The 13,626-nt window shown below is 73.0% G+C and carries 13 protein-coding genes and 1 pseudogene; 8 read left to right on the plus strand and 6 right to left on the minus strand.

Annotation, left to right across the window (positions count from 1 at the left end):
- Positions 1–128 precede the first annotated feature (128 nt).
- On the minus strand, positions 129–1,304 hold the full coding sequence (locus tag AB0F10_RS39020; RefSeq protein ID WP_360637472.1) for an acyl-CoA dehydrogenase family protein: 1,176 nt from the start codon (positions 1,302–1,304) through the stop codon (positions 129–131).
- A 77-nt stretch (positions 1,305–1,381) separates the two neighbouring features.
- Between AB0F10_RS39020 and AB0F10_RS39025 the strand changes: the two genes are divergently transcribed.
- Both AB0F10_RS39025 and AB0F10_RS39030 read left to right on the plus strand, forming a co-directional pair.
- On the plus strand, positions 1,382–2,431 hold the full coding sequence (locus tag AB0F10_RS39025; protein WP_360637474.1) for a permease: 1,050 nt from the start codon (positions 1,382–1,384) through the stop codon (positions 2,429–2,431).
- The gene (locus tag AB0F10_RS39030) at positions 2,428–3,138 is read left to right on the plus strand and encodes a TIGR03943 family putative permease subunit (protein ID WP_360637477.1); all 711 of its coding nucleotides are present in this window, start codon (positions 2,428–2,430) and stop codon (positions 3,136–3,138) included. Before AB0F10_RS39025 ends, AB0F10_RS39030 begins: the two co-directional genes overlap by 4 nt.
- Positions 3,139–3,219: 81 nt before the next feature.
- On the opposite strand, the gene AB0F10_RS39035 is transcribed toward AB0F10_RS39030, so the two are convergent.
- On the minus strand, positions 3,220–4,149 hold the full coding sequence (locus AB0F10_RS39035) for an FAD-dependent oxidoreductase (protein WP_360637480.1): 930 nt from the start codon (positions 4,147–4,149) through the stop codon (positions 3,220–3,222).
- A gap of 136 nt (positions 4,150–4,285) precedes the next feature.
- On the opposite strand from AB0F10_RS39035, the gene AB0F10_RS39040 reads away from it, so the two are divergent.
- The 3 genes from AB0F10_RS39040 (at position 4,286) to AB0F10_RS39050 (ending at position 8,485) form a co-directional block, all read left to right on the plus strand.
- Positions 4,286–5,488, plus strand: coding sequence for a hypothetical protein (locus tag AB0F10_RS39040; RefSeq protein WP_360637483.1), 1,203 nt, complete (start codon positions 4,286–4,288; stop codon positions 5,486–5,488).
- A gap of 13 nt (positions 5,489–5,501) precedes the next feature.
- Complete coding sequence (locus AB0F10_RS39045; protein WP_360637486.1) at positions 5,502–6,680, plus strand: hypothetical protein; 1,179 nt, start codon at positions 5,502–5,504, stop codon at positions 6,678–6,680.
- A 122-nt stretch (positions 6,681–6,802) separates the two neighbouring features.
- On the plus strand, positions 6,803–8,485 hold the full coding sequence (locus AB0F10_RS39050) for a DEAD/DEAH box helicase (RefSeq protein ID WP_360637489.1): 1,683 nt from the start codon (positions 6,803–6,805) through the stop codon (positions 8,483–8,485).
- Positions 8,486–8,532: 47 nt separating this feature from the next.
- On the opposite strand, the gene glgX is transcribed toward AB0F10_RS39050, so the two are convergent.
- Entirely contained in the window at positions 8,533–10,638 is a 2,106-nt protein-coding gene (gene glgX / locus AB0F10_RS39055) for a glycogen debranching protein GlgX (RefSeq protein ID WP_360637492.1), read from the minus strand.
- Between the two features lie 129 nt (positions 10,639–10,767).
- Here glgX and AB0F10_RS39060 point away from each other — a divergent pair, with 129 nt between their 5' ends.
- A complete protein-coding gene (locus AB0F10_RS39060; protein WP_360637496.1) occupies positions 10,768–11,103 on the plus strand; it encodes a metalloregulator ArsR/SmtB family transcription factor in 336 nt (111 codons plus the stop codon).
- 41 nt (positions 11,104–11,144) lie between these two features.
- On the plus strand, positions 11,145–11,759 hold the full coding sequence (locus tag AB0F10_RS39065; RefSeq protein ID WP_360637506.1) for an SRPBCC domain-containing protein: 615 nt from the start codon (positions 11,145–11,147) through the stop codon (positions 11,757–11,759).
- Here AB0F10_RS39065 and AB0F10_RS39070 read toward each other — a convergent pair.
- The 3 genes and pseudogenes from AB0F10_RS39070 to AB0F10_RS39080 all read right to left on the minus strand — a co-directional run.
- A pseudogene (locus tag AB0F10_RS39070) lies at positions 11,690–11,890 on the minus strand (flagellar biosynthetic protein FliQ); the annotation flags it as partial. The gene AB0F10_RS39065 and the pseudogene AB0F10_RS39070 overlap by 70 nt on opposite strands.
- 85 nt (positions 11,891–11,975) lie before the next feature.
- A complete protein-coding gene (locus AB0F10_RS39075; protein ID WP_360637499.1) occupies positions 11,976–12,737 on the minus strand; it encodes a hypothetical protein in 762 nt (253 codons plus the stop codon).
- A complete protein-coding gene (locus tag AB0F10_RS39080; protein ID WP_360637509.1) occupies positions 12,730–13,293 on the minus strand; it encodes an RNA polymerase sigma factor in 564 nt (187 codons plus the stop codon). Before AB0F10_RS39080 ends, AB0F10_RS39075 begins: the two co-directional genes overlap by 8 nt.
- Before the next feature lie 111 nt (positions 13,294–13,404).
- On the opposite strand from AB0F10_RS39080, the gene AB0F10_RS39085 reads away from it, so the two are divergent.
- A partial coding sequence (locus AB0F10_RS39085) for a hypothetical protein (RefSeq protein ID WP_360637502.1) occupies positions 13,405–13,626 on the plus strand: 222 nt, incomplete at its 3' end.

Below are 13,626 nucleotides of genomic sequence, written 5' to 3' on the forward strand. Positions count from 1 at the left end.
CGAGGTCCAGGTTTCGCGTCGCAAGTGGGGTGGAAGGTCGCATAGCGGTGTTGTATGCGGCCTTCCACCCCACGCCGCGAGGCGGAAGCTGGGCCCGGCGCAGGCCGCCATGATCCGCCAGATGCGCCCTAGAGCTGGCCGTGGTTGGGCGGCTGGACGCCGGCCAGCTCCCAGGCGGCAAGGTGGTGGTATTTCCAGGCGACCGGGTCGTGCACGCTGTGCGTGCGGGCGTTGCGCCAGTGCCGGTCCAGGTCGTATTTGGCCGCGGTCGAGCTGGTGCCGCACATCGCGAACAGCTCCGACGCCGTCTGCACCGCGACCTCGCTGGCGAAGGCCTTGGCGGCCGCCACCGCCAGCGAGCCGCGCGCGGCGGCCGCGGCGTCGGCGGGCACCGGGCCGATCTGCTCGAGCACGCCTGCCGCCTCGCGGAGCAGCGCGGCGGCGGCCCGGACCCGGGTGGCCACCTGCCCGTACCGGTGCAGGACGTGCGGGTCGTCGGCCGCGCCGGCCGCACCCGCGCGGACGGCCTCGGTAGACGGCCGGGCCTTCTCCCGCAGGTAGTCGCGGGTGTCGCGCAGCGCGCCCTCGGCGATTCCGACCTCGATGGCCGCGTGCACGAGCTGCGCCCGCGCGCCGAGCTGCTGCGGCACCTCGAACGCGCCCGCGTAGTCGATGACCAGCTCGGCGGCGACGTCCTCGAAGGTGGTCGTGCCGCTGATCGTCGCCCGCTGGCCCATCACGTCCCAGTCGGTGCCGATGGTCACCCCGGGCGCGTCGCGCGGGACGAACGCCAGCACCAGCCGCCGGGCGTCGTCGAGCGCGCTGACCGCGATCCAGGCGGAGGTCAGCGCGCCGGTGCAGTAGTACTTGCGGCCGGTGAGCCGGCCGTCCGCGATCCGGGTGGAGAGATCCTGGGCGTGGCTGCCGCCGCGCTCGGCGAGCGCGTTGCCGATCCGCCGGCCGGCGAGGACGTCGGCGAACAGCCGCCGGCGGACCTCGGGGCCGGCGTGCCGGGCCAGCACGTCGACGAGCAGGTAGTGCGCCTGCGGGATCTGGGCGATCGCCGGGTCCACCGCGGCGATGATCCGGGTGACCTCGGCCAGCGTCAGCGGCCCGAGCCCGGGGCCGCCGTCGGCGGACGGCACGGTGATCGACAGCAGGCCGGAGCCGTCCAGGTCGGCGAGGGCCTCGACCGGTACGGCGTCGGCACCGTCCCGGTCGCGCCGGACGACGCCGGGGGCGAGCGCCGCGGCGACCCGTTCGGCGGCGGCGAGGGCGGCTTCGTGCGAAACGACGGCGATCACGAACAGATCCTAGGACCTGAGCTGCCCGGTATGGTTGGCCGCGCCCGCCGACCGAACCGCGATCCGGAGTGACCCCCTTGACCGCAACCGACGGCATGACCGACCGGCTCGGCACCCGGCCCGAGGCCGGCACCGGCGGCGCCGCGGAGCCCGCCGCCGCGCCGCAGCCCCCGCCGCGGGGTCGCCGGTTCGGCTCCGTGGAACTGCTCGCCGTGCTGCTCGTGCTGCTCGTCGTCTTCCGCGGCCCGCTCGCCGCGCTGGTCTCCGACCCGCGGTTGCAGACCTGGACGACGATCTTCGTCTCGGTGCTGGTGCAGGCGGTGCCGTTCCTGGTCTTCGGCGTGGTGCTCTCCGCGGTCATCGCCGTCTTCGTGCCGCAATCATTCTGGGCCAGGGCGCTGCCGAAACACCCCGCACTCGCCGTACCCGCCGCCGGGCTGGCCGGCGTGGTGCTGCCCGGCTGCGAGTGCGGCAGCGTGCCCATCGCCGGGTCGCTGATCCGCCGGGGCGTCACCCCGGCGGCCGCGCTCGCGTTCCTGCTGGCCGCGCCCGCCATCAACCCGATCGTGCTGACCGCCACCGCGGTCGCCTTCCCGGGCAACCCCGAGATGGTCGTGGCCCGCGGCGGCGCCAGCCTGATCGTCGCCGTGGCGATGGGCTGGCTCTGGCTCAGGCTCGGCAAGGCCGAGTGGATCAAGCTGCCGCCGCGGCCGCACGAGGACGGCTCGCGGCTGAAGGCGTTCGTGGCCGCCTGCCGGCACGACGTGATGCACGCGGGCGGCTTCCTGGTGCTCGGCGCCGCGGCGGCCGCCACCATCAACGTGGCCGTCCCGGAGTCCTGGCTGCAGCGCCTGGCCGGCTACCCGATCCTGTCCATCATCGCGCTGGCGGTGCTCGCCGTGCTGCTGTCCATCTGCAGCGAGGCGGACGCGTTCGTCGCCGCGTCGCTGTCGCAGTTCTCGCTGACCTCGCGGCTGGTCTTCCTGGTGGTCGGGCCGATGGTCGACCTCAAGCTGATCGCCATGCAGACCGGCGTCTTCGGCCGCCGGTTCTCGGCGCGCTTCGCGCCCGCGACGTTCGCCGCGGCGATCCTGGTCGGCGCCGGCGTCGGGGCGGTGCTGCTGTGAACCGGCAGGCCCAGGCCGTGATCATGCTGCTCTTCGGCGGCGCGCTGCTCAAGGCGAGCCTCTCCGACCTGTACCTGCGCTACGTCAAGCAGGCCCTGCAGCCGTTCCTCATCGGCGCGGGGATCCTGCTGGTCGCCGCCGCGATCCTGACCCTCTGGTACGAGCTGCGCGGCAAGGCCGAGCGGCACGACGGACCCGGGCACCACCACGAGCCGCGGGTCGGCTGGCTGCTCCTGCTGCCGGTGCTCGGCCTGCTGCTGGTGGCGCCGCCCGCGCTCGGCTCCTACGCGGCCGGCCAGTCGGGCACGGTGCTCACCGCGCCGGGCTCCGACTCGGACTATCCCGCCCTGCCCGCCGGCGACCCGGTCGACCTCGGGCTGCTCGACTACGCGTCCCGGGCCGTCTTCGACGGCGGCCGCAGCCTGACCGGCCGGACCGTGCGGCTGACCGGCTTCGTCACCCCCGGGCCGGACGGCGAGCCGATGCTGGCCCGCATGGTGGTCTCCTGCTGCGCCGCCGACGGCCGGCCGATCAAGGTCGGTCTCGACGGCGACACCCGGGTCACCGCCGCGTCCGACGCCTGGGTGCAGGTCGTCGGCGCCTGGACGAACCGGGTCGCCAAGGACCCGGTGAACCAGGCCGACGTCCCCTACCTCAAGGTCACCGCCTGGCAGGAGATCCCCGCGCCGAAGCAGCCGTACGAGTGAGGGCCGCGGCGGGGGCACTTCGCCGCAAACGCTGACCTGGCACACCGTGGACCTGCGCACGGTCTGACCGGCAGCGCCGGGTCACGAGGCCAGCGCGGCGACCTCGTCGGCGCAGCCCCAGCAGAGCGTCATGCCGGCGCCGCCGTGCCCGTACGCGTGCACGACCGTCCCGCCGGCCCACTTCTCGGCCTCGACGCGGGGGCCGCCGTTGCGCGCCGGGCGCAGCCCGACCTCCTCCCCGACGATCGGCGCACCCGCAAGCTCCGGCACCAGCGCCACGCACCGCCGCAGGATCGCCTCGCTGGTCGCCGGGTCCAGCGCGGTGTTCCAGTCGTTCTCCTGCCAGGTGCCGCCGAGGACGACGTCCCGGCTGCGCGGGTGCACGTAGGTGCTCGGGTCGCCCAGGTCGCGTACCGAGACGGTGATGCCGGGGTTGGCGACGCGCACGATCTGCCCGCGGACCGGGTACACCTCGGGGTCGCCGCAGAGGCCGCCGGCGGCGAGGCCGGTGGCGTTGACCACCACGGGCGCCTCGAGCAGGGCCTCGTCCAGCCGGTCGACGCGGCGGCGCACCACCCGGGCGCCGTTGGCGAGCAGCCGCTCCCGCAGCAGCGGCAGGTAGGTGTCCATCTCGACCAGTGGCGCCTGGAAGCGGATCTCGCGGGTCCACGGCGGCTCGGCCGGCCGGTACCGCAGGCCGCGGGCGGCGGACGCCCACCAGGGCTCGCCGGCGGCGCCGTCGCGTTCGAGGTTGCGGGTCTCCCGGACGAGCACCCCGGGGACACCGGCGAGCGCCTCCCGGCGGAACCGGTCGTAGGTCGCCGCGGCCCAGGCCAGCAGGCGGGGCTCGTAGATCGTGTGGGTGGGGTACCAGACCGCCGCGGCGACCGCCGAAACGGTCTCCTCCGGGCCGGACGGCGTCCAGACGGTCACCTCGGCGCCTTGCTCGCACAGCCGGATCGCCGCCGTCAGCCCGATGATTCCGCCGCCCACCACGATCACGTCAGCCATGGCGGTAATCCTGTCGTAACGCGGGGCCGGGTGCTCACTATCGGTCAGACCTACGACCGAGCGGGAACCTCCCTGAAGGAGCGAATCTTGGTGGATCGACGGCCGGGGCCCGGGTGGCCGTGATGTCGTCGGCGGTGTGCTGAAGAGAATCACGTCCAAGGTCGGCGCGCTGGCGATGCTGGCGGTGGTGATGCCGGCCGCCGTGACCACGGCCCCGGCCGCGGCGCGGCAGAGCGATCCGGTGCGGCAGGTGACCGCCGGCGGCTACCACGCCTGCGAGATCATCGGCGCCCAGGCCTACTGCTGGGGCGACAACTCCTGGGGTCAGCTGGGCGACGGTACCAAGGCGAACCAGTGGACGGCGGTGCCGGTGCGGGCCCCGCGCGGAGTGGTCTTCACCCAGCTCACCGCCGGTTTCGACCACACCTGCGGCATCAGCGGCGCCAAGGCCTGGTGCTGGGGCAACAGCGGCACCTCGGAGTTTCCCGCGACGCCGGTGCCGGTGCCGGCCCCGCGCGGGGTGGTCTTCACCCAGCTCACCGCCGGCCACGACTACACGTGCGGCATCGGCGGCGGGAGGGCCTACTGCTGGGGGGAGAACATCTGGGGCCAGCTGGGCAACGGAGACACCACGGACCAGCGGACACCGGTTCCGGTACGGGCACCGCAGGGGGTGAGATTCACCCAGCTCACCGCCGGCAACCACCACGCGTGTGGGATCGGCGGCGGCAGGGCCTACTGCTGGGGCAACGGCGGCGGCGGCGAGCTGGGCGACGGCGGCACCGCGAACCAGACGGCGGCGGTGCCGGTGCGGGCACCGCGGGGCGTGGTCTTCACCCGGCTCGCCGCCGGCGACGGCTACACGTGCGGGATCGGCGGCGCCGGGACCTACTGCTGGGGCAACGGCGGCCATGGTCAGCTGGGCGACGGCGGCACCGCGAACCGGACGACGCCGGTGCCGGTGCTGGCACCGCGCGGGGTGGTCTTCACCCAGCTCACCGCCGGCTTCGCCCACGCGTGCGGCATCAGCGGCACCGGGGCCTACTGCTGGGGCGAGGGCGCCGACGGCAAGCTCGGCAACGGAAACACCAAGGACCAGAGGACACCGGTTCCGGTACGGGCACCGCAGGGGATCAGGTTCACCCGGATCACCGCCGGCTACTCCCACACCTGCGGGACCAGCGGCGTCAGGACCTGGTGCTGGGGTTACGGCAACCGGGGTGAGCTGGGCAACGCCAGCACCGCGACCCGCACCACGCCGGTGGAGGTCCAGTTCGCGCGGCATCCCTTGAACGGGCGAATCCTGGTGGATCCACGGACGGGGTCCGCGTCGCCGTGATGTCGTCGGCGGTGTGCTGAAGAGAATCACGTCCAGGATCGGCGCGCTGGCGATGCTGGCGGTCGCGGTGACCGCGATGCCCGCCGAGGCGCAGCAGGGCGATGCCGTACGGCAGCTGACCGCCGGCGGACGTCACACCTGCGAGATCAGCGGCGCCACGGCCTGGTGCTGGGGCTACGGCGGCCACGGCGAGCTGGGCAACGGCAGCGTCGCGGACCAGTGGACGGCGGTGCCGGTGCGGGCCCCGCGCGGGGTGGTCTTCACCCAGCTCACCGCCGGGGACAGCCACACGTGCGGCATCGGCGGCGCCCGGGCCTACTGCTGGGGCGAGGGCGCCGACGGCAAGCTGGGTGACGGCGGCACCACGGACCGGGCGGCACCGGTGCCGGTACGCGCACCGCGGGGCGTCGTCTTCACCCAGCTCGCCGCCGGCACCAACCACACGTGCGGCATCAGCGGCGCCGGGACCTGGTGCTGGGGCGACAACGCCGACGGCGAGCTGGGCAACGGCGGCAACGACGACCTGGACCACCCGGCACCGGTGCGGGTACGCACACCGCAGGGCGTGGTCTTCACCCGGCTCACCGCCGGCGAGGGCCACACCTGCGGCATCAGCGCCGCCGGGACCTACTGCTGGGGCCAGGGCATCCTCGGCACACTCGGCGACGGCGGCAGCGACGACCGGTGGACGCCGGTGCGGGTACGCACACCGCAGGGGGTGCGGCTCACCCAGCTCGCCGCCGGCAGCGCACACACCTGCGGGGCCGGCCGCGTCAGGGCCTACTGCTGGGGCTACAACAACCGCGGCCAGCTCGGCGACGGCGACACCACCGGCCAGGCCGCACCGGTGCCGGTACGCGCACCCCAGGGCGTCGTCTTCACCCAGCTCGCCGCCGGCAGCGCACACACCTGCGGGGCCGGCCGCGCCGGGACCTACTGCTGGGGCTACGGCGACGAGGGCCAGCTCGGCAACGGCGGCACCGCGGACCACCTGGCCCCGGCGCCGGTGCGGGCACCTCGCGGAGTGGTGTTCACCCAGCTCGCCGCCGGCAGCTACCACACGTGCGGCGTCAGCGGCGCCAGGACCTACTGCTGGGGTGACGGCGACTACGGCATGCTGGGCAACGCCGGCGCCGCGAGCCGCACGACGCCGGTCCAGGTGGTCTTCGGGCAGGCATCCCGACGCCGGTGACGGTCGGGCAGGACACGTTCAAGGTCCCGGCCCGCCGGGGCGAAAGGCCCGCCTCGTATCCTTCTTGTCGTTGATGCCGGACACCACCGTGACCGGCGCACCAAGGATCCGGAGCAGAGAAAATGAGCGAGCACCTGTTCGCGGACGCGACAGGCTTCGCCGGTCTGGCGCTCCGGCCCGAGCTGCTTAAGGCATTGACCAGCCTGGGCTACGAGGAGCCGACGCCGATCCAGCGTGAGGCGATCCCGCCGCTACTGGCCGGCAACGACCTGCTCGGGCAGGCCGCGACCGGCACCGGGAAGACCGCGGCCTTCGCGCTGCCGCTGCTGCACCGGCTCGAGCCGGACGCGAAGGGCGGCCCGGCCGCCCTGGTGCTGGTGCCGACCCGCGAGCTTGCCGAGCAGGTCTCCCAGGCGGTGCACCGCTACGGCCGTGACCTGGGCGTACGCGTCCTGCCGGTCTATGGTGGCCAGCCGATCGGGCGGCAGCTGCAGGCGCTGCAGCGCGGCGTCGACGTCGTCGTCGGCACGCCGGGCCGGGTGCTGGACCACATCAGCCGCGAGACGCTGGACCTGAGCGACGTGCGCACGGTCGTGCTCGACGAGGCCGACGAGATGCTCGACATGGGCTTCGCCGAGGACATCGAGGCGATCCTCGCCGAGACGCCGCAGACCCGGCAGACCGTGCTCTTCTCGGCGACGATGCCGCCGCGCATCGACGGCATCGCCCGCCGGCACCTGAAGGACCCGGTCCGGATCCAGATGGGCCGGGAGGAGTCGGCACCGGGCGAGATCCCCCTGGTACGGCAGAGCGCGTACGTCGTGGCCCGCGCACACAAGTCGGCGGCGCTCGGCCGGGTGCTGGACGTGGAGGCGCCCACCGCGGCGATCGTCTTCTGCCGCACCCGCGAGGAGGTCGACCAGGTCACCGAGACCCTCAACGGGCGCGGCTACCGGGCCGAGGCGCTGCACGGCGGCATGAGCCAGGACCAGCGGGACCGGGTCATGGGCCGGCTGCGGGCCGGCAGCACCGAGCTGCTGGTGGCCACCGACGTCGCCGCCCGCGGCCTGGACGTGGAGCAGCTGACGCACGTCGTCAACTACAACGTGCCGTCCGCTCCGGAGGCCTACGTGCACCGCATCGGCCGGGTCGGCCGGGCGGGCCGGGAGGGCGCGGCGATCACCCTGGTCGAGCCGCGCGAGCAGCGCATGCTCAAGGCGATCGAGCGGCTGACCCGCCAGCGGATCGCCGTGGAGAAGGTGCCGACCGTCACCGACCTGCGGGCCCGCCGGCTCGAGCTGACCCGCTCGGCGCTGGAGAGCAGCCTGCAGGCCGACGACCTGGAGCGCTTCCGGGTCGTGATCGAGTCGCTGACCAGCGAGTTCGACATCGAGACCGTGGCGCTGGCCGCGGTGAAGCTGGCGCACGAGGCGGCCGGCGGTGACGTCGACGAGGAGGAGATCCCGTCGGTGGCGCGCCCGCCGCGCGAGCACGACCGGGACCGGGATCGGGACCGCGACCGCGGCCGGCCCGAGCGGCGGGGCGGCAACCCCTCCGGCGGGGCGGTGGCGCGGCTGTTCTTCGGCATCGGCCGGCGAGCCGGGCTGCGCCCGCAGGATCTGGTCGGCGCGATCGCCGGCGAGTCGGGGCTCAGCGCCCGCGACATCGGCGCCATTCAGATCACCGACCGCTTCTCGCTGGTCGAGGTGCCGGAGGCGGCCGCCGACATGGTGATCGCCGCCCTGCAGCGGAGCACGATCCGGGGCCGCAAGCCGGGCGTGCGGCGGGAGCGCCACAACCGCTGACGCGTCGCCGGGTCGTCCCCGTGCGGGACGACCCGGAACGGCGCCGCTCAGTAGCGGCTGCGCAACACCACCATCGTGTGGCCGCCGACGTCCAGCTTGCCGCCGGCCTTCGTGGTGCGCCTGCGGGCCAGCAGCAGCGGGTCGCCCGTGTGCACCACCGGCTCCCAGGTGCGCCCGTACGCCCGCGGCGGCAGCGTGAACGTGACCGGGTCGGCCAGCGGGTTGAACAGCACCAGGAAACAGTCGTCGGTGATCTGCTCGCCGAGCTCGTCGCGTTCCGGAATGCCGTGCCCGTTGAGGAACACGGTCATGGTCATGCCGGACCGGGCCGTCCAGTCCTCGCCGGTCATCGGCTCGCCGTCGCGGCGCAGCCAGGCGATGTCGGGCACCTTCGCGGCCGGCAACTGGTCGCCGTTGAAGAAGCGCCGGCGGCGGAAGATCGGGTGCTCGGCGCGCAGCCTGGTGAGCCGGGCGGTGAACAGGGTCAGCACGTCGTGGTGGCGCGCGTCCTCCCAGTCGATCCAGCTCAGCTCGCTGTCCTGGGCGTACACGTTGTTGTTGCCCTGCTGGGTGCGGCTCAGCTCGTCGCCGTGGGCGATCATCGGAACGCCCTGCGACAGCAGCAGGGTGGCCAGGAAGTTGCGTTTCTGCCGCTCGCGCAGCGCGGTCACGCCCGAGTCGTCGCTGGGTCCCTCCACGCCGACGTTCCAGGACCGGTTGTGGCTCTCGCCGTCGCGGTTCTGCTCGCCGTTGGCCTCGTTGTGCTTCTCGTTGTAGGAGACCAGGTCGTTGAGCGTGAAGCCGTCGTGCGCGGTCACGAAGTTGATCGAGGCGATGGGGCGGCGGCCGTCGATCTCGTACAGGTCGGACGAGCCGGTGAAGCGGGAGGCGAACTCGCCGAGGCTGGCCGGCTCGCCGCGCCAGAAGTCGCGAACGGTGTCGCGGTACTTGCCGTTCCACTCCGTCCACAGCGGAGGGAAGCCGCCGACCTGGTAGCCGCCGTCGCCGACGTCCCACGGCTCGGCGATCAGCTTGACCTGCGACACGATCGGGTCCTGGTTGACCAGGTCGAAGAACGCGGCCAGCCGGTTCACCTCGTGAAACTCGCGGGCCAGCGCGGAGGCGAGGTCGAAGCGGAAGCCGTCGACGTGCATGTCGGTGACCCAGTAGCGCAGCGAGTCCATGATCAGCCGCAGCGACTCGTGGTGGCGCACGTTGAGGCTGTTCCCGGTGCCGGTGGTGTCGTAGTAGTACTGCTTGGCGTGGTCGACGAGCCGGTAGTAGGCGGGATTGTCGATGCCCCGGAACGACAGGGTCGGCCCGAGGTGGTTGCCCTCGGCGGTGTGGTTGTAGACGACGTCGAGGATGACCTCGATGCCGGCCGCGTGCAGCGCCTTGACCATCGACCGGAACTCCTGCACCTGCCCGCCGCGGCCGCCGAACGACGCGTAGTCGTTGTGCGGCGCGAAGAAGCCGATGGTGTTGTAGCCCCAGTAGTTCGACAGCCCGCGCTCGATCAGGCCGCTGTCGTGCACGAACTGATGGACCGGCATCAGCTCGACCGCGGTCACCCCCAGGTCCTTGAAGTGCTTGATCATCACCGGATGCGCCAGGCCGGAGTAGGTGCCGCGCACGTCCTCGGGGATGCCGGGGTGCCGCGCCGTCATCCCCTTCACGTGCGCCTCGTAGATCACCGTCTGGTGGAACGGGATGCGCAGCGGCCGGTCGTTGGCCCAGTCGAAGAACGGGTTGATCACCACCGAGCGCATCGCGTACGGCGCCGAGTCGGCGGTGTTCAGGCTCAGCGGCTCGCCGAAATGGTACGAATACAGGGCGTTGTTCCACTCGTTGTGGCCCTCGATCGCCTTCGCGTACGGGTCGAGCAGCAGCTTGGCCGGGTTGCACCACAGCCCCGCCGCCGGGTCGTACGGGCCGTGCACGCGGTAGCCGTACCGCTGTCCGGGGACGATGCGCGGAAGGTAGCCGTGCCAGACCAGGGCCTCGCGCTCCGGCAGGTCGATCCGGGTCTCGACGCCGTCGTCGAACAGGCACAGCTCGACCCGCTCGGCGACCTCGGAGAACAACGCGAAGTTGGTGCCGCCCCCGTCATAGGTGGCGCCGAGCGGATACGGGTTCCCCGGCCAGATATTCATGCCGACCATCACACCAGGCCGGAGCCGGATCGGCAGCGCTCGGCGACCGGGGTTGACAGCGACACCGCGAGGGGTACGCTCAACCAATCGGTTGGTAAACCAATCGGTTTATAAGCCAGGTGGTTGAGCATGACGACAGCGGACCCGATCAGCGGCCTCTTCGCCGCCCTCGCCGACCCGACCCGCCGGGCGATCGTCGCCCGGCTCGCGCAGGGAGAGGCCACGGTCAACGAACTCGCCGCGCCGTTCCCGATCAGCATGCAGGCGATCTCGAAACACCTGAACGTGCTGGAGAAGGCGGGCCTGATCGTCCGCACCCGCGACGCGCAGTGGCGGCGCTGCCGGATCGAGCCGGCGCCGCTGCGCGACCTCGCAAGCTGGGTGGCGCAGTACCGGGTGCTGTGGGAGCAGCGCTACGACACGCTCGGCACCTACCTGGACGACCTGCAGAAGGAGAAGCCGTGAACACCATCGCGATCAGCACCCCCAGCCCCACCGAACTGGTCATGAGCCGCACGTTCGACGCGCCCCGGGCCCTGGTCTGGGCCGCGCACACCGAGGCCGAGCACCTGCGCCACTGGTGGGGCCGGGGCAACCCGCTGGACGTGACGATCGACTTCCGGGTCGGCGGCGCCTGGCGCTTCGTCGAGACGGCGGACGGCACCGAGCACCCGTTCCGCGGCGAATTCCGCGAGATCTCGGCGCCGGACACGTTCACCTGGACGTTCGAGTACGAGCCGATGGCCGGCCACGTCGCGGTGGAGACGTTCGTCTTCACGGAGGAGGCCGGCAGGACCACGGTGACCGGCACGACGCGCTTCACGTCGCAGCAGGACCGTGACCAGATGATGCAGTCGGGCATGGAGCAGGGCGCCAACCAGAGCTATGCGGCGCTGGACGCGTACCTCGTCAAGATCAAGTTGAGGCACCCGGCCGCAGACCCGGAAAGGCCGCCCGGTGGGCGGCCTTTTCTCAGGTTCGTTCAGGCGAGCAGCGTCGGGATCCGCTCGAACAACTGCGTCGTGTACGTCACCATCTCATGCAACATCCAATTACCCGAAAACAGAATCGCCGCACCGACACCCACAGCCTTCGGCACGAACGACAGCGTCGCCTCCTGAATCTGGGTAACCGACTGAAACAACGAAATCGCAAAACCGATCAACAACGCGGTCACCAGCACCGGCGCACACATCTTCGCCGCCACCGTCATCGCCTGCAGCCCCAGCTCCACGATCTGCGTATCCGTCATACCAACCCCATCGGGCCCCGCCCACCCCCACCGAGTGCAAACCCGGCGCGCAACGGTTGCCGTCCGGTTCGCGCCCGCGAAAACCTCAAGTCAGCGAACCCGCGATCCGCAGCGCCTCCTCCAGCGTCCGCACCCCCTCGAGACGGTAGGTGACGCCGGCATCGGCCCAGATCAGGGTGGGCGCCGCCAGCCGGGCCGTCTCGACGCGCGCGACGCCGTCGCGGCCCACGTAGGTGACCTGATGCGGACCCCGCAGCCAGATGCCGCCCGTGCCCACCTGCACCCACTCGGCGTCGCCGGCCGTCTTGAGGAAGTACGGCGACAGCGCGCCGTCGAACTGGTCGAACCGGACATTCCCCCCTCGGAAGGCCATCGTGATCACCCGCGGCGCGCCGCCGGCGTCCGGATCGGCAAGCGTGACCCCCTCCGGTACCCCGAGTCCGGCCGGCACCCGCACCGGGAACAACGCCACCCGGCGGGCCTCGTCCAGGGTCGCGGTGCGCAGCGACGGCAGCGGGCTGGGCGTGGCCGGCAGGCCGCCGGGCGGCGCCTCGCCCCGCACCTCGATCCCGGCGATCCGCAGCAACCCGCCGACCGCGTCGATCACGGCCGCGCGGGCCGGCGCGACCACCACGACGGCGCCGACCAGCGCCGCGACACCGGCCAGGATCCACCGGCGCACGCGGACGGCGGCACCGGCGCGCCTGCCCTCAGGTCCGCGCCGGGCCGGCAGCGGCCGGGTGAGGCGGGCCCGGACCGCGGCCCGCTGGTCCGTCGCCCGCCCCACGTCCAGTTCGCCGCCGAGCGCGCGCAGCTCGGCGATCAGGGCGTCCTCGTGGTCAGGCACCGCGCACCTCCCCCACCGCGAGCCGGCCGCGCAGCCTCGCCAGCGCCCGGGAGGTCCGCGACTTCACGGTCCCCTTCGGCAGCCCCAGCGTCACCGCGGTCTCGGCCTCCGACAGGTCCAGCAGGAAGCGCAGCACCAGCACCTCCCGGTCGCGGGCGTCGAGGAGCCGGATCTGGTCGACCAGGTGCTGCCGGCGCTCGTCGGCCAGCACGGTGTCGGCGGGATCGGGTGCCGCCCGCTCCGGCGGCTCGTGCGCGGCGGCGCGCAGCACCAGGCCGTCGTGGCGGCGCCGGGAGCGGTGCAGGTTGCGGGTCTCGTTGGCGACGATCGCGAGCAGCCAGGGCCGGAATCCCGACTCGCCGCGGTACCGCGAGAGCTGCCGGTACGCCTTCACGAACGCCTCCTGCACCACGTCGTCGGCGTCCGCGCCGGCACCGAGCAGCACCGCGGCCCGGTGCGCGGGCACGGTGTACCGGGCGACCAGGACGTCGTACGCGTCGAGGTCGCCGGAGCGGGCGCGGGAGACGGCCGCCGCGTCGTCGAGTTCGGTGACCATGTCCGGCCCAGACACCTCCACCTCGTTGATAGGTCGCCGACACCCCGATGACACCGCGTACCGCGATGTGGTTCCCGGGAACCGCGACCGGCCCGGCGGTGTCCACAGGGCATGACGAGCAGGCGGAACCTATTCATCATGGCGGGCGGCGTCGCCCTGACGGCCGCGTGCCGCGAGCAGCCCCGCGCCGCCGTGTCCGTACCGGATGTGGTGGTGGCCGAGGGACGCCGCGGCCTTGTCGTGCTCGGCGGCGCGCGGCCCCGCGGTCTCGGCCGGCAGGCCGTGCTGAGCCCGGACGGCGCGCTGGCCTGCGCGGTGACCCGCGACGGCGCC

The organism is Actinoplanes sp. NPDC026623, from assembly GCF_040638275.1.
Taxonomy (GTDB): domain Bacteria; phylum Actinomycetota; class Actinomycetes; order Mycobacteriales; family Micromonosporaceae; genus Actinoplanes.